The organism is Planctomycetaceae bacterium, assembly GCA_041398825.1.
In the GTDB taxonomy this organism is placed as follows: domain Bacteria; phylum Planctomycetota; class Planctomycetia; order Planctomycetales; family Planctomycetaceae; genus F1-80-MAGs062.
Genome location: JAWKTX010000005.1, coordinates 394,258 through 416,375, shown reverse-complemented (window position 1 = coordinate 416,375; position 22,118 = coordinate 394,258). Strand labels below are relative to the sequence as shown.

At 54.3% G+C, this 22,118-nt stretch carries 16 protein-coding genes; 6 read left to right on the top strand and 10 right to left on the bottom strand.

From position 1 onward, the window contains the following. Positions 1-14 precede the first annotated feature (14 nt). Positions 15-692, bottom strand: coding sequence for a thioredoxin family protein (locus R3C20_11935; protein ID MEZ6041211.1), 678 nt, complete (start codon positions 690-692; stop codon positions 15-17). A gap of 428 nt (positions 693-1,120) precedes the next feature. On the opposite strand from R3C20_11935, the gene R3C20_11930 reads away from it, so the two are divergent. Continuing rightward, complete coding sequence (locus R3C20_11930) at positions 1,121-2,908, top strand: hypothetical protein (GenBank protein MEZ6041210.1); 1,788 nt, start codon at positions 1,121-1,123, stop codon at positions 2,906-2,908. A gap of 95 nt (positions 2,909-3,003) precedes the next feature. On the opposite strand, the gene R3C20_11925 is transcribed toward R3C20_11930, so the two are convergent. The 3 genes from R3C20_11925 to R3C20_11915 all read right to left on the bottom strand — a co-directional run bounded on the left by R3C20_11925 (position 3,004) and on the right by R3C20_11915 (position 6,613). After that, positions 3,004-4,971: a TolC family protein gene (locus tag R3C20_11925; GenBank protein MEZ6041209.1), complete on the bottom strand. Its 1,968-nt coding sequence runs from the start codon at positions 4,969-4,971 to the stop codon at positions 3,004-3,006. 113 nt (positions 4,972-5,084) lie between these two features. Next, positions 5,085-5,813: an ABC transporter ATP-binding protein gene (locus R3C20_11920; protein MEZ6041208.1), complete on the bottom strand. Its 729-nt coding sequence runs from the start codon at positions 5,811-5,813 to the stop codon at positions 5,085-5,087. After that, on the bottom strand, positions 5,813-6,613 hold the full coding sequence (locus R3C20_11915) for a hypothetical protein (GenBank protein MEZ6041207.1): 801 nt from the start codon (positions 6,611-6,613) through the stop codon (positions 5,813-5,815). The genes R3C20_11920 and R3C20_11915 overlap by 1 nt, the downstream gene beginning before the upstream one ends. Positions 6,614-7,089: 476 nt before the next feature. Between R3C20_11915 and cobA the strand changes: the two genes are divergently transcribed. After that, positions 7,090-8,628, top strand: coding sequence for a uroporphyrinogen-III C-methyltransferase (cobA, locus tag R3C20_11910; GenBank protein ID MEZ6041206.1), 1,539 nt, complete (start codon positions 7,090-7,092; stop codon positions 8,626-8,628). An 89-nt stretch (positions 8,629-8,717) separates the two neighbouring features. Here cobA and R3C20_11905 read toward each other — a convergent pair whose 3' ends face one another. After that, positions 8,718-9,926, bottom strand: coding sequence for an aspartate aminotransferase family protein (locus R3C20_11905; GenBank protein ID MEZ6041205.1), 1,209 nt, complete (start codon positions 9,924-9,926; stop codon positions 8,718-8,720). A 465-nt stretch (positions 9,927-10,391) separates the two neighbouring features. Between R3C20_11905 and tal the strand changes: the two genes are divergently transcribed. Beyond that, positions 10,392-11,354 carry a transaldolase gene (tal, locus tag R3C20_11900; protein MEZ6041204.1) on the top strand — a complete coding sequence of 321 codons (963 nt, stop codon included), beginning with the start codon at positions 10,392-10,394 and terminating at the stop codon, positions 11,352-11,354. A 203-nt stretch (positions 11,355-11,557) separates the two neighbouring features. Here tal and R3C20_11895 read toward each other — a convergent pair whose 3' ends face one another. Both R3C20_11895 and R3C20_11890 read right to left on the bottom strand, forming a co-directional pair. Next, on the bottom strand, positions 11,558-11,851 hold the full coding sequence (locus tag R3C20_11895; protein ID MEZ6041203.1) for a hypothetical protein: 294 nt from the start codon (positions 11,849-11,851) through the stop codon (positions 11,558-11,560). A 26-nt stretch (positions 11,852-11,877) separates the two neighbouring features. Continuing rightward, positions 11,878-12,627 (bottom strand): hypothetical protein, encoded by a 750-nt coding sequence (locus R3C20_11890; protein ID MEZ6041202.1) that lies wholly within the window; start codon positions 12,625-12,627, stop codon positions 11,878-11,880. Positions 12,628-12,743: 116 nt separating this feature from the next. On the opposite strand from R3C20_11890, the gene R3C20_11885 reads away from it, so the two are divergent. From R3C20_11885 to R3C20_11875, 3 genes are all read left to right on the top strand, one after another. After that, a complete protein-coding gene (locus tag R3C20_11885) occupies positions 12,744-14,168 on the top strand; it encodes a DUF1501 domain-containing protein (GenBank protein ID MEZ6041201.1) in 1,425 nt (474 codons plus the stop codon). A 144-nt stretch (positions 14,169-14,312) separates the two neighbouring features. Further along, on the top strand, positions 14,313-15,344 hold the full coding sequence (locus tag R3C20_11880; GenBank protein MEZ6041200.1) for a Gfo/Idh/MocA family oxidoreductase: 1,032 nt from the start codon (positions 14,313-14,315) through the stop codon (positions 15,342-15,344). A gap of 409 nt (positions 15,345-15,753) precedes the next feature. Then, complete coding sequence (locus tag R3C20_11875; protein MEZ6041199.1) at positions 15,754-16,761, top strand: endonuclease/exonuclease/phosphatase family protein; 1,008 nt, start codon at positions 15,754-15,756, stop codon at positions 16,759-16,761. Between the two features lie 35 nt (positions 16,762-16,796). Here R3C20_11875 and R3C20_11870 read toward each other — a convergent pair whose 3' ends face one another. The 3 genes from R3C20_11870 to R3C20_11860 are packed head-to-tail and all read right to left on the bottom strand — an operon-like array spanning position 16,797 to position 22,060. Beyond that, positions 16,797-18,557, bottom strand: coding sequence for an SMP-30/gluconolactonase/LRE family protein (locus R3C20_11870; GenBank protein ID MEZ6041198.1), 1,761 nt, complete (start codon positions 18,555-18,557; stop codon positions 16,797-16,799). 43 nt (positions 18,558-18,600) lie between these two features. Beyond that, on the bottom strand, positions 18,601-18,762 hold the full coding sequence (locus R3C20_11865; protein ID MEZ6041197.1) for a hypothetical protein: 162 nt from the start codon (positions 18,760-18,762) through the stop codon (positions 18,601-18,603). Between the two features lies 1 nt (position 18,763). Beyond that, on the bottom strand, positions 18,764-22,060 hold the full coding sequence (locus tag R3C20_11860; protein MEZ6041196.1) for an efflux RND transporter permease subunit: 3,297 nt from the start codon (positions 22,058-22,060) through the stop codon (positions 18,764-18,766). Between the last annotated feature and the right edge of the window lie 58 nt (positions 22,061-22,118).

Below are 22,118 nucleotides of genomic sequence, written 5' to 3'. Positions count from 1 at the left end.
GTGTTACGGATGAATCACTGCTTGCTGCGGCGTACTCTTTTGTATCGAACCGCACATCCTCGGGCCGGGATTTCGCTTACCTTCGGCAGCGTTCCGTTGATCGCGGCACGAACGGCGTCCTGAACATAGTTGATCGTCGCTTTGGAAGGATCGGTTTGATCATCCATCGCGCCACGATAGACAATGGTCCGGTCCTTGTTCAGCACGTAGAACTCAGGCGTGTAAGTCGCACCATATGACCTCGCTACGGACTGGGATTCGTCTTTGAGATAGGGGAAATTGAATTGCTTCTCCATTGCTCGTTTCTTCATGGCTTCCAGTTCGTCGCCTCGGACTCCATTCGAATTGATTGAGATCAACTGAGCAGAGAGACCCTCGTCCTCGAATGACTTCTGCAGCGCTTTCATGCGATCTTCGTAGTCCACCGAATACGGGCACGTATTGCTGGTAAAACACACCACAACGACGTCCTTCTGAAATCCTTCCAGTGAATAGGGCTTGTCGTCCGTGCCCATCAATTCCTTCCAGTCGGCCGCCTGATCACCGGGTTTCAAAGAGGCAAAATCGGCGTCCGATTGTGCTTCCAGAACGTCAACCGAAATGACTGGTATGAGACAGCAGGTCAGAATGACGCACCGGAACAGGGAGAACGTCCAATGGCCGGGACGGGGGGTGTTTGCAGAAACAGTCATGGTAGATCAGGCTTTCATCGACAGGCTCAAAATCATCTTGAGCCAATCCTGGGATTTGGTTATCTCGCAGGCAGACCTGTGAATTGGCGGGTTTCGACTTCGGCAAATTCTGCCGCTGGACAGAATAGCCAGCGTTTATCCACGTGAAAAGCTGATTCGATGGTTCCTCCCTGTTCAACTTGTTCGAGTTCCCTTTCCTGCCAGTGACCTCCCCTAATTCTTTCCCTGTCTTCTCAACCGGCACTTCCGTCTGATGAGCTTCCTGCGGCGGCAGATTCTGCCGAATCGGCTGCTCAAAGATTGAATGTCGCTCGGTAACTTTTCAGGTTTCTCATCGTTTGATTCATGGACCGGCCGTCAGTGCGAGCTTTTCTTCACTACCCGGAGGAAGCGATGCCGAATTGCTTGTTTCAATGAGGACTGCAGTCATGCGACCTGCCTTCAATACGATCGTTTTTCTTGCTGCTCTCACCAGTGCAGCAACCGTTTCTGCTCAGAAAATTGAATTCCCCTATGACGCCAGGGTGGTCGGGGACGGCACGTTCGCACGCGCGGGAGCTGGTGAAAACTGGTTTCCAACCCAGCGACTTGCAGCAGGAACGATTGTTACTGTCCATCGCCATGACGCTGGCGGCTGGTTTCAAATTTCCCCGCCAGAAGGCAGTTTCAGCTGGGTCCCGGCTCGATACGTACAGCAGACCGGACCAAACGAAGCAACCATCACAGAGGATAAGGTCGTCGCCTACGTCGGAAGTGATTTCGGCGAAGAGACAACTGTTTATCAGCGGAGTCTCGACAAAGGGACAAAGGTGGAAATCATTGACCGGAGACGCATCTTTACGCTGTCGGGCGAGCAGGACATGTTTCGCATTCGCCCCCCAATGCGTGAATTCCGATGGGTTCCGGGGGCTTCGCTGGTTCCGGTGGCCGAAAGCGTTCGTCGCCAGATGGATCGAAATCCCTATCAGACTCCGTCCAATGCTGCACGCACTCCGGGCTCTCCAGCCGGGAACGGTAACAACACAGTTGCCGGCGCAGTTGATGTTCCCGAGTTGCCAGCGAACAGTCAGCTTGCCCGGTTGAAGAGAATTCGTCAGGATCAGCAAAGACTTGCCGAGGTCGATAAGCGTTTTCGAGACATGATCACATCAGATCCTTCGCTGTGGGATCTGGATAGTATCGAATCGTCCTACATTGAGTTGCAGCAGTCCGTCGAATACAAGCCCGTGGCCGGGCAAATCGACCTTCGGTACCCTGCCATTGAACGCTATCGTCGAAGACTGGCGGAATTCAACGACTTTAAGCGGTTAACGTCACAGACCGAGCAGCGCGACGCAGCACTGGTTGCACAAAGCATGAGTCGATTTGGAGGCAACTACGTGCCGCCTGCTGCAAATGCGGCCAGTACACCAGAAGCAATGTTCGCAGGGACTACACCCCCAATTGCATTCGCCAGCGCGTCGAACCAAATTTCGGACAATGTTCCTTCGGACACCATGATCCTTGGAACAAGTGGTCAGAATCTGACAGAAGGCGATTTTCAGGAGTTCGTTGAATTCATTGGAACGGATTCGGCAGCCGAATTCACTGCTCCTTCCGCAGCGACTGTTCCCGCCACAGCGACTGTTCCTGCCGAGATTGACTTTGACAGCAACGTGCCCTCCAGTGACCCATTGCAGGTGAACTGGTCATCTTCCGATGCTTCTTCGGCAGGGCGGGAAGGCTTCCGTGAATCGCCGATGCAATTGAATGACCCAACACCTGTACCGTTTGATATGTCGGCCGACGTTGATTTTCCATTAACGGCAGGTGCAGGAGTTTTGACGGATGACGCAGCGGAAGTTTCGACGTCGGACATCCAGCTGGCTGCAGCGTTTTCTGAAAGCGAATTGACGCCGTTCGCAGGCCAGACGCCTCAGCAACAAGTGCCCCTTTCAACGCCCACACAGATCCCGCCAGCAACACTCAAACCGTCCTCTCGATATGTTGGTGCAGGCATTGTTCAGCGATCCACATCAAAAGTACCGGGTGCTCCCTACGTTCTTATGACACCTCAAGGTCGCCTGATCGCTTATCTGACGCCAAAGACAGGTATCAGCATGGAATCATTTGTCGGTCAATCGGTCGGCTTACAGGGTTCACGTTCGTACAAGGCTGATTTGAACAGCGACCACATTGAAGTAACCGGGGCAGAGCCTGTACGAATTCGAAGATAGCCCGGCAGCCCGTTAACGAACACACCCAGGGCGGGCCGAAGGATTAGCCAGCGACGCATCCAGGGCATCATGCCGCAGTCGTGACTATCCTCTGATCAGTGGCTTCCGTTTTTCCCGGGAAGCAGTCGCCGGAGTGAGGAGAAGCCGAAGCGTGACCTTGAAGGTGTCACTCGGTCCGCTGTGTTTTGGTCTGTAACTGGTGACACCTGATTCATCAGTGCGGAAGAATCCGGCGAATCTGGAGGCAGATCAACAGGCTTTTCGGGAAGGTGCAGGCGTTCGGCATTGGGATTGCGCCGTGGGTAGTTGTCCAGATCAAAGGATTGTTCAGCAGCTTTACCGGAATCCGGGTAGCGACGGAGATTCTCGGCTGGGCGGAGCGATTCCGGATAGCAGTCGTCTTCAAAGCAACGCCCCCATGCACCAATGCTGCCGTATTGTTCCTGAACGAAATAGATACCATGTGTTTCGAGAATGGTTCCCGTTGATTGTTCAAGGCTTGCCAGTTGCGAATTGTAGGCAGTCAATGATCGCGCTTCCGAAGTGACCGCGGTTCCCCAGTCGGTGATTGCCTGCAGCACATTCAGAAAGATCGACCGCCCAAGCCGCTCCTGAACCAGCTGCACCTCCAGGTTTTCCCGCGCGGCCTGTCGGCTTTCGCGGAATGCTTCGTACTGAAGAAAGTTCGAATCGAGAGTTCGAACGGACGTTGCCAGTTCGTGTTCCATCTGGTGCAGGCTTTGTCGAATAAAGGCCCGATCCTTTGCAATCTGAAGTTCAGCCGTCCTCAGACTGGCTCTGGCTGAACGCAAACCGAGTGGCACAGAGAAATTGAATCCCAGGCTCCAGTCGTTGTGTTGATCCGGTCCGCTGGAAACGGTTGCTCCGTTAAGTGCGCGGCCGCTCAGCCCGTTCCATCGCTGTATGGCCTGCGCATTGAATGTTGGCCGGGCATTGTTGTCCCTTAGCACCAGCGTTTGCTGATCAGCCATGAGCACCAGATTCAGCTCTACCAGATCCGGGCGCTGGGACTGAGCGGTCCGAACCAGATCCTCCCAGTGGAACTGGACCCGATCACGAGTCGGTGGAGTCGACGGCACCAGGCGATGACCGTCTTCCGGCGGTAATCCAAGAAGGTTGCGCAGTGCTGCCTCCGACTGGATCACGTTGGCGCGGGCGGCCAGCAGACTGGCGCGGAAATTCGCAAGTGCAGATTTGGGTTGAGATACATCAGCCAGATTTCCAAGGCCTGTTCGAAGCTTCGCAGCGACCAGATCGTAGGCCTGCTGTGCCTGTTCAACCTGTTTCTCTCTTGCCCACAATTCCGTACGTGCCTGAACCAGAGACCAATAGGCGGTGATGACCCCCTGAACCAGTTGCTGAACGCTGCTCTTGAACTGAAAATACGATTGCTGTTGTTTCAGATGGGCAATCACAATCGGAGCTTCGTTGGCCGGGCGACCGAAGCCGGCAAGCAATGGTTGTGTGTAGCTGAGTTCAAGTTGCGGTGAGTGGGTTGAATCCAGCGGACCACCCCGGCCGTTGTGCGTCCAGTTGTCGATCGCTTTGAATTCTCCGACCCCGCCAAGGCGATTCTTCCTGCTCAGAGCAGCGCTCAGATCCGTACCACCTGACTGGTTGCCGAAGATCACAGCGTTCAGCGGATCTCCGGGATCGGTGGCAGCCGTGGGAAGATCATTGTGGCGAAAGATGCTGTTGGCAGAAAACACGGGATCGAATGCTGCCACGCTTTGATCAACAGCGGCAGTGGCGATCGCGGTATCGTAGATGGTACTGCCTGATGAAGAAGCCGATTGTCCGGTCAGAACACGAACAACTTCCGAATGCTGCAGCGCGATGCGGATTGCATCGTCCAGGGCCAGGTAAGATTCGAGAGATACGACATCGGGTGTTGCGACAGTGACCGGCGCGGGGGATGGAAGTCGATGCATCCGGGAATAGGCTTCGGGCAATGCGAATTGCATTGTGTGCTGTTCGTCGACGCCTAACTGAGCGACAGCGGGTCGGGCAAGCAACATAAGTGTCGCGCCGATGACTACCATCCCTGGCATTCGAACGAAGGGCTTCTCCATACAGTAAGAAGTCGGATTCTGCCGACTTTTCACAACACTCGATCTCTGACCCGCGGTCCCTGCAAGTCGATGTGTTACCTTAATCACTCCGCTTCGAACGCGTGTAACGATTCAAAGGCTTCGTCAAACGACTGTGTATCTGTCACAATTGCCCCATCCCGCAGGACCAGAATTCTCCTGGCGTGCCGCGCGACATTCAGATCGTGCGTCACAAGGATGATCGTGATTTGTTGTTCTTCGTTGAGCTGCCTGAACAGGCCAATGACCTCTCGGCTTGTTTTTGAGTCCAGGTTTCCGGTGGGTTCGTCCCCCATCAGGATCGAGGGTGAATTCACGAGGGACCGTGCAATGGCCACCCGCTGCTGCTGGCCACCGGAGAGCTGTCCCGGATGATGATCCAGTCGTTCGCCAAGCCCCACCAGTTCCAGCATCTTTTTCGCCAGATTCCTACGGGTCCGGCCGGACATTGCCGGGCCGTACATCAGTGGCAACTCAACGTTTTCCAGCGCAGATGTTCTGGCCAGCAGATTAAAATTCTGAAAAACGAATCCAATATGCTGGTTGCGAATTCGGGCTCGGCCGTTGCGCGACAGTGTGGCCACTTCAATTCCGTTCAGGAGATAGCTGCCCGTCGTTGGGCGATCCAGGCAGCCGAGCGTATTCATCAGCGTGGACTTCCCCGAACCGGAAGGTCCAAGCAATGCGACGTACTCACCTTTTTCGATACTCAGGGTTGTTGGCAGCAGCGCATGAACCTGGACTTCGCCAAGATCGTACGTTTTTGAAACGTCCCGAAGTTCAATGACGGCCATCAGGCTTTTTCTTTCTCGCTTTCCGGCAGGGCCACCGGACTCCCTGCGGACTGATCCATGTGGACTGCCTGTGGGTTCTTTGCAGCCGACAGCGCCTGATCGCGCTGAACGTCATCATCCAGAATCATGATCTTCTGCCAGATATTTCTGCTGAGTCCGTTTGTCAGCGTTTCGATATCATTCACGGCCTGCAAGATGACACTGTCCGGGGTGCTCTGCGCGTAAAGGGAAGCAATCTTGCCCAGAAGAGAAAGCATTTCACTGCAATAGTCCAGGTAGCGGGTTAACTGAAACGCCGTCATATTTCGTTTAGGCGACGAAGCCGTCCTCATTCCCGGCGTAGCCAGCAACTGGCTTGGGTCCTTAGTCAGTTGATGCATATCAATGACGTGGGCAACAGACCGCAATTCGTGAAGCGATTTCAATGCCCGTGCGCGTTTGATTCGCGACTCCAGGGTGAGCAGGAAAAACAAGGCCGCACCAACCAGGACCAGTGCATTCAGACCGGCCTCAAGCATCGGGACAAATTCGGTGACGTCGAATGTTGTCTTATTGGCTTTCACGTAATGAAACATGCCCCAGCAGGCTGCCACCACGAGAAAGATCAGCAGAGCGATACCCAGACGGACCAGCCCGTGAGGCTTTGACATCCATTCGATTCGTCCCCGGGTTTCTGAAGCGAGTCGACAAATTTCCTGACAGACCTTGCCCAGCCCCGAATCCGGAAAACGTTCTTCAATTCGTCGCGACAACGTTTGAAGCGTTGCGATTGTCTGGTCGGTATCCAGGGTTCGATACATCGTGGCTTGCTGCTCCAATGGATAGCCTCTTTGAATTGCAGGAAGAAACTTTCAGTGCGGTCAAATTGATATCCGAATGCGATCCCCGCTGAACACAACTTCTGCGGTGTTTAACAGACGCATTGCGGGTAGCCGCAGGATATCAGGATGCCCGATGCACTCTAATCGCAATCCGGTGAAAGCACGAGTGGTCCGATTCGCATGATTCTGCACAGATGCCTGTCGCAGTTTGCTACAACGCTGTCCCGGCCAATTCGGTTCATCGAAAAAACCTCGCGAAACGCCTCGCAGGAAAAAAATCACTGATTGGTACATGGAATGCTTATCCATATCGCGTTGAGCAGCGAGCAATGGCCCGCCTTGCTGTTTGACAAAGAGGGCGGTTTGGTAACAAACCGCCCTCTTCCTTTTTCTTCGCCAGCGGAACGCTATCTTTTGCTTCTCCGCGTTTTCTCTTTGGCGAAGCGAGTTCTCATATGTCGTCGTCCACCGACGTTGCACGTGTCTATCTGGTCGGTGCTGGCCCTGGTGACCCCGGCCTGATTTCCCTGCGCGCTGTGGAATGCCTTCGGATTGCCGATCTGGTGCTGTACGACGGGCTCGTCAATCCGTTACTGCTGCGGCACACCAATGCCGTCTGTGAACGTACCGCCAGAACGCGCAGGGACGGTTCCGGAATTGTCCCTCAGGAAGAAGTCAACCAGCGTCTGGTGTGTGAAGCACAGGCTGGCAGGACTGTTGTTCGGCTTAAGGGCGGCGACCCATGCATTTTCGGGCGAGGAAGCGAAGAAGCGGATGCACTGGAAGCGGCTGGCATCCCGTTTGAAATCGTTCCCGGTATCACCGCCGCCACTGCAGCCGCAGAATACGCCGGATTTTCCTTTACTCATCGCCGGATTTCTTCGGCAGTTGCTTTCATCACCGGTCACGAAGATCCAACCCGGTCAGACAGCCGCCTGGATTTTGACGCCATCAGCCGTTTCCCGGGGACACTTGTTTTTTACATGGGTCTGAGTCGACTACCCGAGATCTGTCGTCAGCTGATCACATCCGGCATGCCTGCCGACACAGCAGCGGCCATCGTCTGTCAGGCGTCCCTGCCCTCGCAGCGAGTCGCGACCGGAACGCTCAGCACGCTGCCTGAAGTGGCAACAGCAGCCGGACTTAAACCTCCTTCTCTGATTGTCGTTGGCGAATGCGTGACTCAGCGCGAACGTCATTCATGGTTTGAGCTGCTGCCGTTGTTTGGTCAAAGCATCGCGATAACTCGACCCGTGCAACAGGCTGGCGACATCGTGGACCAGGTGGTGCGGCTGGGGGGAGAGCCTGTCCTGATGCCAATGATCGAAATTAAACCTGTTGATGACTCCACGTCCCGGGAGATCGCCAGACGATTGCAGTCACTGCTGGATGTTGACTGGTTGATTTTCACCAGTGTTAACGGGGTCGGCGAATTCTTCCGGCATCTCTGGATGTCCGGAAAAGACTCACGGGCGATCGGCCATTGTTCCGTTGCTGCAATCGGAACTTCAACCGCTGAGGCTTTGGCAGAACGGGGAATTCGGGCAGACATCGTTCCACAGACGTTTCGAGCAGAGGCACTTGCGGACGCACTGGCGCCGGTGGTGGGAGGAAAGAAGGTACTCTGGGTGCGAGCGAACCGAGGTCGAGATATTCTGCCCACTGCTCTGAAACAGGCGGGTGCCAGCGTTGAAGACCTGGTGGTCTACCAGAATAACGATTGTCAGGCGATGAGCCCCGATATCTCACAACGCCTTCGGGATGGCACCCTGAACTGGATCGCGTTAAGCAGTCCGTCCATTGCAAAGCAATTCTTAAGAATGCTGCAGGAAGCTGGAATGAATGCGAACCAGCTTCGAGCAAAAATCGCAACGATCAGCCCCGTGACCACTGCAGCTGTTCAGTCCGCAGGAATGAACGTGGCCGTGGAAGCTGGCACCCACACGTGGGCCGGGATGATCCGTTCGATTTGTGAGTATCAACGCGAAGAATAACGCCCGCCCTGCGAAGGAGGCGGCGAAGCATGGCCACCTCAATCGCCTGCGGTCCTGGCTGAACCGGTCTTCGGTGCATTGATTCTTCATCAGGCCTCTTCGGCCATTTCCTGAATCACGCTCAATACGGTTTCAAGGCCTTCCATCAGATCCGATTCGGTAACATTCAGAGCTGGCAGAAGACGCACAACCGTATTTTGAGTCGCATTGATCAGGACTCCACGTTCCATACACATGGCAACGGCAGGTGTCGCCGGAATCGACAGCTCAATACCGATCATCATGCCACAAACTCGAATTTCCTGAATGATCGGCAGCGTTGCTTTGGCAGCTTCGAGTCGGTTTCGGACCTTTTCGGCCATGTCAGTGACATGATCCAGGATACCCTCCCGTTCAATTGTTTCACCGGTCGCAATTCCGGCAGCCATTGCCAGAGAATTACCTCCGAATGTACTTGCATGCATGCCGGGTCTGAGGTCGCCAGCAATCTCATCTTTGCAAATCATTGCACCGCAGGCGACACCTCCAGCCAGTCCTTTGGCCATGGTGAGTACATCAGGCTGTACGCCGGACTGTTGGTATCCAAACCAGGTACCGGTACGTCCCATACCAGTTTGTACTTCGTCAAAGATCAGCAACAGCCCTTTTTCGTCACAAAGGTCCCGCAACGACTGGAGAAACCCTGGCTCGGGAATTCGAACTCCGCCTTCGCCCTGTATGGGTTCGATCATGATGGCACAGGTTTCGTTGTCGACGAGATTCCTGACGCCTTCCAGATCATTCATTCTGGCATAACGAAAACCGGCCATCATCGGGCCGAGGCCTTCGTGATACTTTGGCTGTGCGGTTGCTGTCAGTGCTCCAAAGGTTCGTCCATGAAACCCGTGTTCAAATGTGATGATTCGGAATCGCCCTTCACCAGAACCGTGAAGTCGAGCCAGTTTGATTGCCGCTTCGTTTGCTTCCGCACCGCTGTTGCAAAAGAAGGCCTTGCCAAAACTTCGTCGACAGAGGAATTCTGCAAATCGCCCCTGTTGCTCGATGTACCAGGTATTGGGGATGTGGATCAGCTGGGCAGCCTGGTCCTGAATTGCCTTGACAACAGCAGGAGGTGAATAACCCAGGATGTTGCAACCCCAGCCGGGGAAAAGATCCAGATAACGATTGCCATCTGCATCCCAGACGCTGGAACCTTCACCTCGCACCAGAGCAATTGGGTAACGTCTGTAATTCGGGATGACGTACTGGTCGAAGAGATCAATCGTAGGCTGACTTTTGGATGGAGCGACTTGGGTCATTCAGTTTATCTCCCGAGAGACGGATTTGGGTGAACGGACTCGATAGGCCAGTCGTGGTCGGAGTTACTTTCAGAAGACGCTCTCTCCGGCTGAGCCTTCATCATAACGTCGCAGTCAAATGGCTGCGAGATTCCTGAACAGACCTCAGACACAGTTTCCGGCGTGTGGTTCCATCACAAACTTCATTTGCTGATCCGGCCGGAATGCACCCTGACCGGGAAGCGGAAGACGGACTGCCGGATCACTGTGTACTCAGCCCTCCCGGAGAACCACGTGCTGAGAACCATCCATTTCGGATCCGGTCAATGTATTTCGGATCGGTCAAGCTCATTGACGAAAGAATTTAGAAATCCCGTAGTTCACGGTTTTCGTCACACGTTGGCCGACAATTGTTGGCTCAATTGAGCTATGGTTGTACCGGGTCGCTCATCGCAAGTCGAGAATCCGTGAGGGGTTTGTAGTTTCATGAATTCACTTGATCAACTTCGGCAACACACAATCGTAGTCGCCGATACCGGAGATATTAACTCCATTGCCGAACACCGACCGCAGGACGCAACGACCAACCCGTCTCTGCTCTACAAAGCCGCACAGCTGAAGGAATATTCGGACCTCATCGAAGATGCACTGGCAAGTGCGCGGGCCGGAGGAGCATCCGGGGATCAGTTAGTCGATGCTGTCATCGATCGACTGGCTGTGAATTTCGGGCGACGTATTCTGCAAATCATTCCGGGCCGTGTATCGACAGAAGTCGACGCCCGATTGAGCTTTGATACAGCTGGAACGATCTCAAAAGCAAATGAGCTGATCGACTTGTACCGAGCGGCCGGAGTCGATTCGAATCGTGTTCTGATAAAAATTGCCAGCACATGGGAGGGAATTTGTGCGGCACGAGAACTCGAGAAGCAGGGAATCCACTGCAACCTGACTCTGCTTTTTGGTTTCGGTCAGGCCGTTGCCTGTGCCGAAGCCGGAGTCACTCTGATCAGTCCATTCGTTGGTCGTATCTTCGACTGGTACAAGGCCAGACAGGGTGGTGCGGATATTCCCATTGACGAGGATCCCGGCGTCGAATCGGTAACTCGCATTTTTCATTACTACAAACATCATGGCTATAAGACGGAAGTCATGGGTGCAAGTTTTCGAACTGCAGCGCAGGTCACCGCTTTGTGTGGCTGCGATCTCCTGACGATTTCACCGTCGCTGCTGAAGGAGCTTGGTGAGTCAACGACGGGCGTTAACAAACAACTCGACGCAGAAAAAGCCCGCGATCTGCCAATCGAAAAGATCTCAATGGACGAAGGTACTTTCCGCTGGATGCTCAACGAAGACGCCATGGCAACAGAGAAGCTGGCGGAAGGTATTCGCGGCTTCGCCGGCGATCTGGACAAACTTCGCAGCTGGCTTGCCCCGAGATTGCACGCATAGACGCGGCCTCTCAAATCTGAAGTGGCGTTTCCCCATGGATGCTGGCCGCGGCGTTCGAGTCTTCGCGCCATCACATCGAGCACCAGTTGAGCGGTCTTCATTGGGCCAGGTGAAACGAAGTCACATCTCAGCTCAATGCCAATCCGTTCTCAACTCACTCAATGCACTTCCGTTTTCCATTCGCCTGAGCATTCGGCATTTTGTCAGTCTCCGGACATCCTATGGCGCTCACTTACTGAATCGTCTTTCCGACGCGTCAGGTAAACAGCAAAGCTCCACAAACCGGCGAATTTGTAGCTGCTGTCGACGTAATGTTCGATGACATAAAACGCAAAGTAATAGAAGCGACAGAAGCACCAAATGGACAATACCAGCAAAGCTGCTGTACGGAATGTCGGAAGGTCCGCGAACAATAATCCGGCAGCCATCATACCAGCCAGCAGAAACAGCAGGCCCTTTGTGACAATCAGTCGTGAATTCTGGAGATCGCCGAACACTGCATGACCTTCCTGGAACTGTCCATTCAGAACTGGATGGCAACAAGATACACAAGTGCAATGATACTGCTGATGCCCATGAGGCGAATCGATGTGGTCACATAACGGTATTTTGCGCCGGAGATATGAGAATCTATCAACAGGCAGGCGGCGACCTCCTTTCGAAGACCGACGTCTCCCATCGATTCACATTCCGCAATGAACTTGTCCACATCTTCCAGACGAAAAGCCATGCTGATGGCAGCGGGATGAAAGTGCGAACTGTGTCCCAGGGCCGGGTGCCTGCCTTTGCGTCGAAAGGGCAGAATGCACAGAAACGCCCAAATCCCCGACAACAACAGCAGAAGCAGCCATGCCGAAAAGAGTACCGTGACAAATGTGGTCCACCAGACCGTTGGGTGGGTCGCAGTCTGGTCGCTGAGATATCCCTTCAGAGTCGGTATCACCAGACCGGCAACAGCTCCACCAACTGTCAGTACGACAGCCGCTTTTGCATCGGCAAACCGAATCCATTCGGCAATAACGTGATAACCTTCGATCAGATTGGCCGTTTCAGGATGAGACGCGACAACCTTTGGCGAATTTTGTTCCGAGGTGGTTGAATCCGGAGGGGTGGTTCCTGACATATCGGGCACTCTTGTTCTTTCGCCATCGGTGGTCTTGTACAGGGGATGATGACGGAGTCTAAGGACGACACCCATCGCCAGCAAGAACGACGCTCCCCGGGAATCGGCCATGCGAGCATCATACGGACCTCGACACCAATGAATGACCACGGTTCACCAGATCAGTGGTTGCCCTTCCTTTGATTGGAATTCGAATCCTGTGATGGACTGTGTTAGGATCCGGATCCTGGAAACACCAATCGCCCGCCTCCCGGGGACCAGATATCGTGCCAAGTTTGCCTGCCGGAACACTTCCACATCGCCGTCGCACCATCGTGAATTCGATGGTAGCTGGTTCCCTGTTAATGCCTGGGGTTCTGCACCAGTTGCTGGCTGAAGAATCGTCTGCAGAGACATCGAGTGACCCACTGGCTCCGAAGAAGACACACTTTGTCCCCCGGGCAAAAAATGTCATTTTCTTGTTCATGACGGGCGGTGTCTCACACGTTGATACGTTTGATCCGAAACCAAAACTTGTTTCCGATGTTGGTCGCGAGGTCAAGCTGGACCATCCTGAAATCAAAGATCGTCCGGGCTACGAACGAATTTTTCTCAAACGTCCTCAGTGGGACTTCCATCCACATGGTCAATGTGGCACAGAAGTCAGCACGTTGTTTCCACACGTTGGAGAATGCGTCGACGACATTGCCCTGATTCGTTCGATGCACACCAGTCATTCCAATCACTATAACGCAACGCTGGGTATGCATACGGGTTCGTTCGCATTCTCAAGGCCAAGCATCGGAGCCTGGGTCAGCTACGGACTGGGCACATTCAATCAGAATCTGCCTTCTTTCATTACCATCGCGCCGGCACAGACGTATGCCGGATCGCAGGTCTATGCCAGCGACTTTCTGCCGGGTGTTCATCAGGGGACGCTGGTGGTGCCGGGGGCAGAACCGGTCGCAAATCTCAAGCCACTGGTCAACACAGAACAACAGCTGATGGAGCTGCGGATCCTCCGACAGCTCAATGAACAACATCTGGCCGAAGCAGGTCGTGATCCGCTGCTGGAAGCCCGCATGCGCTCGTTCGAAACAGCTTTTGGGATGCAAACGGCTGTCCCCGAAGTATTCGACCTTGCGGGAGAAACAGCTGAAACATTTGCCTTGTATGGTCTGGAACCAGGAGCAACCACCGGCTTCGCATGGCAATGTCTGATGGCCCGTCGACTGGTGGAAAAAGGCGTTCGTTTTGTCGAACTCATTGATACGGGTTCCTCCGGCAACTGGGATTCACATGGCGACATGATGGACCACCAGCGACTCGCTAAGAATGTCGATCAACCGATTGCCGCGTTGATTCGTGATCTGAAACAGAGAGGACTCCTGAACGACACACTGGTTGTCTGGACAACTGAATTCGGACGCACGCCATTTAACAATTCGGCGGACGCGAAGGGTCGAGAACACCACAACTGGGCATTCAGCTCCTGGCTTGCGGGTGGAGGCACGAAAGGCGGAATCGTCTACGGAGCCACAGACGACTATGGGATGCGAGCCGAATTGAACCCCGTGCATGTGCATGACTTTCATGCGACGATTCTGCACCTGATGGGACTCGACCATAAACGCCTGACATATCGCCACAGCGGTCGTGACTACCGACTCACCGATGTCCACGGCGAAGTTGTCGGTAATGTCATCGCCTGAATGCATTACAAGATGCATCTCCACGACCTCGACTCGGCCGAATTGCAGCGGGATGACTGCGAACCAGAGGATAAATGATGGCGAACGGAGTACAATCCGGTCTCACCTGCTTCTGAATTCCTCGTTTCCCGATTTCAAATTTCCATGAACATCGCATTGCTTGGCGCGGGCTGGTTTGGCCGTGAAGCGCATCTGAAGAACCTGTTGCTGCTGCCCGATGTTCACGTTGTCGCTGCCAGCAGCCGAAGCCAGCAAAGTCGCGACGCTGCCAAATCACTGGTTGGCAATCATCTGCAAACGTTTGAAGACTGGCGTGATGTTCTTCAGGTACCCGAGCTGGATGCGGTCATCATTGCGCTGACAAATGATCAGCACTACGACGCGGCGATGGCGGCATTTGAAGCGGGTTTGCATGTGCTCTGCGAAAAACCACTGGGCCTGACAATTGAGCAATGTGACCAGATCATCGCTGCCGCTCAGGCAGCGGGGAAGGTTCTCCAGGTCGGACATGAACTTCGACATCAGCAGCTTTATCAGCGCATGAAATCCATGATCGACACGGGTGACATTGGCGAACCCCGCATCATGTGGTGTCGGGAGTATCGAGGACCAATGCGACCTGGATGGCGATCCAGCGAGAAGGTCACAGGCGGGCTTTTCCTCGAAAAAAACTGCCATCACTTCGACATTTTCAACTGGATGTTCGGCACAAAGCCGCTGCGAGTGTCAGCATTCGGCGGACGCGATGTGCTCACCGATCGCGAATTGCTCGACAATGCTCAGGTGTTGGTGGAGTACGAAGGTGGTCGCCGCGCTGTGCTGGAGATCTGTTTGTTTGCACCTGTTGGCGGAGATTGCGAAATCGGAGTCGTGGGAACAAATGGACGTATCGACACTCGCAATCAGGCGATTCACCTATCCTATCACCGCTTCGAACCGCGAACACACCTCGAAGAACAGGTGCCGGATTCGGACGATGAAGCGGGGTTTCGAGATGCATCGGGGCGAGTCGACCGTGGCATCAAAGCCGAACTGATTCATTTTATCGATTGCTGCCGGTCCGGCACAAAGCCTTTGAACAGCGGCGAATCCGCTCGACTGAATGTCGCCATTTGCCTCGCAGCAGAGGAATCGATTCGCACCGGAAAGATTATCGAACTGTCGAATTTCATTTAGTGGTAGTGGTTCCATCAGGGCAGGAATCTGTCCGGCACGTTGCAGATCGCTTGGCGATTCACCTCGCGACGACGGGTGATCCGCCCCGGGAATATCAGGAACATCCAAGACCTTGATTTGATGCCATCCGTCTCGCACCACCCGGGAAGCAGGTTCGCATGCGATCGAAATGCCTTCGGGAAGATGCAAGTCTGGAATGCCCGGAACACACACCTCCACAAATTCGGCCGGGAGTGTCGAGAATCACGGATGAGAAGCCATTGATTGCTTTCTCGCTGACCAGATCAGGATGTATGCTTGATCCTGTCAGCAATAAATTCCGCACGCCTTCACGGGATGTCCCGTTGTAGAAATCTGGCAGCACGACTCAATGGCAGCGACTGAATCGGCACCCGCCGAAACGTCTCGGATGGCATCTATCCGACGGGCACTCGGCAGATGGTTTCAGAATCTTTTTCTGGCCGCAACCCTCATTCTTTTGGCGACTACGCTGCTGTCAACGGTCGCCCGAAATTTCTGGATCGCCGATCTGCTGGCCAACCTGCGGATTCAACAAGTGCTCGGATTGCTGGTCTGCATTGCCGTTCACACGGGTTTCCAAAGCTGGAAACTGGTCGTCCTGATTGGGGCCGGTTTACTGTTTCACGCACCAGCGTACGTGGCAGACTATCGGTATTGCCGGAGCGACGCGGTTGCCGCTCGCTCAGGAATCTCACAAACGGATGCTGGTACTCTGCGAGTGACAACTGCAAATGTTCTTACCTCCAATCGACGCTACGCTGATATTGCAAACGAGTTGCTGGCTTCGGATGCGGACGTTGTCGCCATCATTGAAATCAGTACCGCGCTTCGAGACTTTCTGTCGGCAGATTTTTCACGCCAATATCCCCACTCGGTATTCTACGTGCAGGATTCGGGCAACTTTGGAATTGCACTGTATTCCAGAATCCCCTGGACCAATGCAGCACTAACCCATTTCAACGACAATGATCTGAAGTCGGTTGTCGCAACCATTAATCACAGCGGTCAAACATGGCACATCTTCGCAACCCATACATTGCCGCCAGTCGGCAGGCAGCAATTCGCTCATCGTAATCAGCACCTGCAAATGCTGAGCGACGAAGTGAAACGATTAAGGTCCGACGATCCGACATCACATGTTGTCGTGATGGGAGATTTGAATATCACTCCCTGGTCGCCCATCTTCCAGGATTTTGCAGGCAACTCAGAACTTCGGCGACATACAAGTGGACCAGGAATTCGTCCAACGTGGTACCGGTTTCCAGCATTCGCATTTGGGCTGGTCATTGATCACGTGCTTTCGACGGACAATCTGTCGAGCGACAGCTGCAGCGTCGGAGCAGATGTTGGATCGGATCACCGCTTCGTGACCGTACAACTGAGGTCTGCGCTGTGAGATTTGCCTTTGCAGTCGTACGCTGACGAGCGGTTTCACTTCAGGTGCTTTGCAAAAAACGTGTCCATATCTGCGACCATATCGTTGAACCAGGGCAGTTGATTCCAGCAACCGTGCTTGCCGTCTTTATAGACTCTCAGTCCCGTTATAACGCCAGCTTCGCTCAGCTTATCCATCGAGGGCTGGCACGATTCTGGCTTGTCATGTTCGCCATGCATAAACAAGACGGGCGGCGTGTCCGCGGAAATCTTCTCGTAGGCATCGCACAATTTGTACAGACCTGCCTTTTCGTCAACGTCGCCGCGAAGCCATCGGACGGCATTCGAGTTTTTTCTGGCCGTTTTGGATCGTTCCGCGACGCTGCCGCTCGCGATCTGCATCGGACCAGCCATCACGATGGCTGCCTGCAGGCGTGAGGAACGATCCGCGTATCCGCCGTCGCCCTGAAGTGACTTCTCCTTCCAGCCTGTCGCCATCAATCCAACCAGGTGGCCACCCGCCGAACCTCCGACAGCGCCGATTTTGTCAGGATGAATCCTGTAGGCATCGGCATTTGCCCGCAAGAATCGTGTGGCTGCGTTGCAGTCATGAATTCCGGCAGGAAAGGCAGCTTCGTCCCCCAGTCGATATTCAATTGCAGCGCTCACGTATCCTCGATTTGCCAGCTCAATTGCCAGCGCGCGAAATTTCGTTTTGTCGCCGTTCAGCCAGCCACCTCCGTGAACCACAATGACGGCAGGGAACAAACCGTCGCCTGACGGCACAAAAATGTCTGCCAGAACCTTACGTTGACCAAACCTGGCATAGGGCACGTCGAGATGCGCTTTGATACCAGCCGGGATGGCCGTGTCAGGGGTACTGGATCTCCACTGACGGATTGTTTCGTCGAATGCTGCATGAGTCGGTTCCGGCGGCCGTCCGGAGACTTTCATGCGCTGTTCATACAGACCACCGAATCCGGTGATGTAGAGTGTCCTCATGTCACTACCGCCAAACGTACAATTGATTGGCCGTGTTGGGCACGCAATACGATCAAGCAGTCGGCCTTCGGGACTCCAGATCCAGACGTGATTGGCACCCGCACAGTAGACATTGCCAGCGCGGTCGATGGTCATGCCATCGGCTCCCAGCGCATCGCCATCATCCATCGCCGCAAACTGCCTCGCATGGATCGCTTTGCCGGGTGAAGCCAAATCCAGCGCGATGATGGTTTTTGGCTTGTAGGCGGCGACATACAACGTCCGGTGGTCCGGAGACATCGTAATGCCATTGGGTGAAATAACCTCTGTTGTTGCAACCGATTGTTCGCCACCCGGACTGACATAGATCACTTCATTTTGCCCGGTCAGCGTGTAATAAATACCACCGTCATGATCGACGACCAGGTCATTCGGCCGACGTTTCGGCGGATCTGCGTCGTCGCAGTTCGCAACCACAATTGCTGGCTGACTGAGTCGGCCAGCCACAAACGATTCAATCTTCGCCTGCGAATTATTGCTGACAAACAGTTTGTCATGGCTGAAAAATGCTGCACTGAATCGATTTTCTCCTTCGACGACCGTCGACCAGGTCGACTGAGCCGGGATGTATCTGCGGATCAACTGTCCCTTGACATCCGGGATATAAAGTGCGGATCGTCCATCCCATGCTGGTCCGTCCGCGAGGCCGAACTCATCGCTCACCAGTTTCAGATCACTGGAGCGATCAACGGGCGAATCCGCTTCATCGGCCCTTACATCAGGAGGGACCGATACCAGAATGAACAAAAAACTAAGGACCAGAAATCGGAGGTTCACAGGCAGTTCCAGTACAGTTAGTAGAAGTCAATCACAGGTCTTATCAGATCAAACGGCAAAGCCTGCGAAACCACTGGATGCCCTGAGCGACGCTCACGAATTCCGGGAAAGTCGGCTCAGCAAATTGTGGTTCTCGAATGATCAGCAGCGCAAATGGTTTGATGCGAAGTGAGGCCTTTCCGCCAGCCCACAATCCGACGTTCATTTCATGTTTCCGGGGCGGGTTGAGCGACGACGTGCGAAGGATCTTCGAACAGGTCTGACGCTTTTCGCGAAGGGAACAACTTTCGAAGAATGTTTCCCAGGTCATCAAAGAATGAATACAGCACAGGGATGGCAAGCAGTGTTAACAGCAATGAAAAAGTCTGACCACCAACGGCAAGAACAGCAATGGAACGACGTTCTTCCGCTCCGGGACCTGTCGCGATTAACAGTGGAAGCAGCCCGGCGACGAATGAAACGGTGGTCATCAGAATGGGCCGCAGCCGGTCACGATTGGCCTGCATAATGGCATCAAGGCGATTCATCCCTGACGTTCGCAGAGCATTGGTGTGATCTACCTGCAGAATCGCCGCCTTCTTGACGACACCAAACAACACCAGAATCCCCATCGCCGAATACAGATTGAGCGTCTCGCCACCGTAATGCAGGCTGAGCAATCCAAACGGAACAGCCAGTGGAAGCGAAAGCAGGATCACAAAAGGGTGTACCAGATGTTCGTACTGCGCTGCCAGGACGATGTACATGAAGATAAATGAAAGGACGAAAGTCCAGCCAAAGTCTGCCAGGGTGCGTTCCAGCTCACGTCCTCCTCCCAGCACCTGAGTTGCAAATCCATCGGGAATACCGATTTCCTCGGCTGCGTCCTGCATCGCCTGAATACGATCGCCCAGTGCGTAACCACCGTCGATGTTTGCTCGCACTGCAACCATGCGCTGACGATTGAGACGGTCTATTCGGGAGGCGGCTTCGTTTGCCTGAAATGAAACTAAGTTATCCAGACGAACGGGAACGGTACCTCGGGGTCTGGTTGCCCCGTTGTCTCGAACGGATGGGTCTGCACCACCGGAGCTGATCTGTGCCGATGCGCCATTCAGAACGGCCGATGCCGGGGCGCGCACGTAGAGCTGCGAAATCGATTCGGCGTCGCCTCTGTCAATCCCAACCAGGCGAATCTCCACATCGTAGGCATCTCCAACGGTCGGGTCGCGATATCGTGAAACACGATCATCACCTCCGACAGCAATCCGGAGCGTATCTGCCACTTCTCTCACGTCGATACCCATCGAAGCCGCTCGCTCGCGGTCAATTCGTGCCAGCAATTCGGGATTGTCGATCCTCAGCGTTGTCTGAACATCGACGATTCCGGGAATCGTTCTGGCTTTGCCAGCTAACTTGTCACTGAACTTCAGCAGCTGGTCGATGTCCGGACCAGTGATGGAAAAATCGATATCAACCGGCGCACCTTGTCGCAGCGAAGTCAGATTTCGAACAGAGGCTCTCAGCCCCGGGATGCCATTCAGTCTGGCACGCACTTCAGCCATCTTCTCGCGCTGAGAAAAATTGCCGCGGAAGGCCGCCTGCGGATCCCCCTTCAGCAGGCCTTTCCAGAGTCGGCTGAGAGAAAAGGATCGTGTACTGCTTTCCTGAAGCCGAATGAAGAATTCCGCCCGGTTCACATCGCCAAAGCTTCGCGTTCCCAGCGAGGTCAGGATGGTTGTGATGCCATCAATCTTCATCAGCCGGTCTTCAATCACATCGACAGCTTCGCGCATGGAGGCCATGCTTGCGCCCTGACGTGCTTCGATGCGGACTTCGAATTCCGATTCATCCACATTCAGGGGGATATAGTCCTGACGAACCAGTTTATACAGCCAGAAGTTGGAAGCCATGACAGCAATCGAAACGGCCAGAACCAGCCATCGAAGTTTCATGGCCCATCGAAGCATCCAGAGATAAGACGATTCGATCCACCGATAGAATCCTCGTCTGGAGGAAGCGCTGGAATCGCCATCCAGGCTGTCACCGCGTCGCAGCAGGCGACTGCACATCATGGGGGTCAGCGTGAAGCTGACAAACATCGAAACAAGGATAGCGACTGTTGCCGTCACGCCAAACTGAAACAACATGCGTCCCGTAACACTACCCAGAAACGAAACGGGCAGGAAGACAATCACCAGTGACAGTGTCGTCGCCAGTACAGCCAGGCCGATTTCTCTGGTGCCGTAAATGGCAGCATCGCCTGGTGCCATGCCTTTTTCTTCGATGCAGTGAAAGATGTTTTCCAGCACCACAATGGCATCGTCGATCACAACACCGACCATCAGAACCAGTGCCAGCATCGTCACATTGTTCAGCGTAAACCCAAACCAGCGCATGAAGGCAAAGGTGGCAACAATGGATGCGGGAATAGCCACCGATGCGATCAGCGTAGAACGCCACGATCGCATGAAAATCAGGACGGTGATGCATGCGAGGATACTGCCCGATATCAGGTGCTGTTCGATTTCATGAAGGGCCGCCACAATGTATCGAGACTGATCCTGAATGATTTCCACCTGAACATCATCCGGCAGTAGTTCACGACAGCGGGGCAGCATCTTCCTGATGCCTTCAATGACGGCGACCGTGTTTTCACCCGACTGTCGCTGAACCTGCAGCACCACTGCCGGTTGTCCATTCAGTCTGGCAAGGGTTCGAACATCCTTGGTGGCGTCGTGAACCTGACCCAGATCGCTCAGCCGAATTGGTGTCCCATTGACGGTGGTGACCACCATGTCGGGAAAATCGCGAGAATGCGCGAGGCGCCCCATAGTACGCAGTGACCGCTCACGCAGGCCTTCATCAATTCGACCGCCAGGCACTTCGGTGTTCTGGCGAGTGATGGCGTCACGCACTTCCAGAATAGACAACTGATGTGCGGCCAGGCGGCGCGCATCAATATCCACTTTGACCGCGCGATCGGCTGCTCCGGCAATTTGAACCTCGCCAACGCCATGAGACGATTCAATAACGTTCTTGACGTAGTTGTCCGCCAGGACGAAGAGTTCCCGCGCAGAACGCGGCCCGGACACCGCCAGTGACATGACAGGAGAAGCGTCCAGATCCTGCTTCTGTACAACGGGTGGATCCAGCCCCGGGGGCAGCCGATTCATAACGCTCGACACAGCGTCCCGAACGTCCTGTGTTGCAGCATCGATATTGCGATCCAGGCCGAAAGTCACAATGACAAATGACTGACCATCGCGAGAAATGGAACGCAGTTCTTCGATGCCTGCAACCGTAGCGACCGCGTCTTCGATAAGGGATGTGACTTCGGATTCGACTTCTTCTGAGGCAGCGCCCGGATAGGCAGACCGCACGTAAATGTTGGGCAGATCCATGTTCGGAAATCGATCCACGCCCAGCTGTGGAAACGCAGTCACCCCACCAACAATCAGGGCGGCAATCATCATCAATGCAAACACCGGGCGCTTTACGCAGATTTCGGCAAGCCACGACACGCGGAAGTCTCACAGGCAGGATGCAGGAAGGAATTGGCAGGAAGGCAAACGGTCGGCA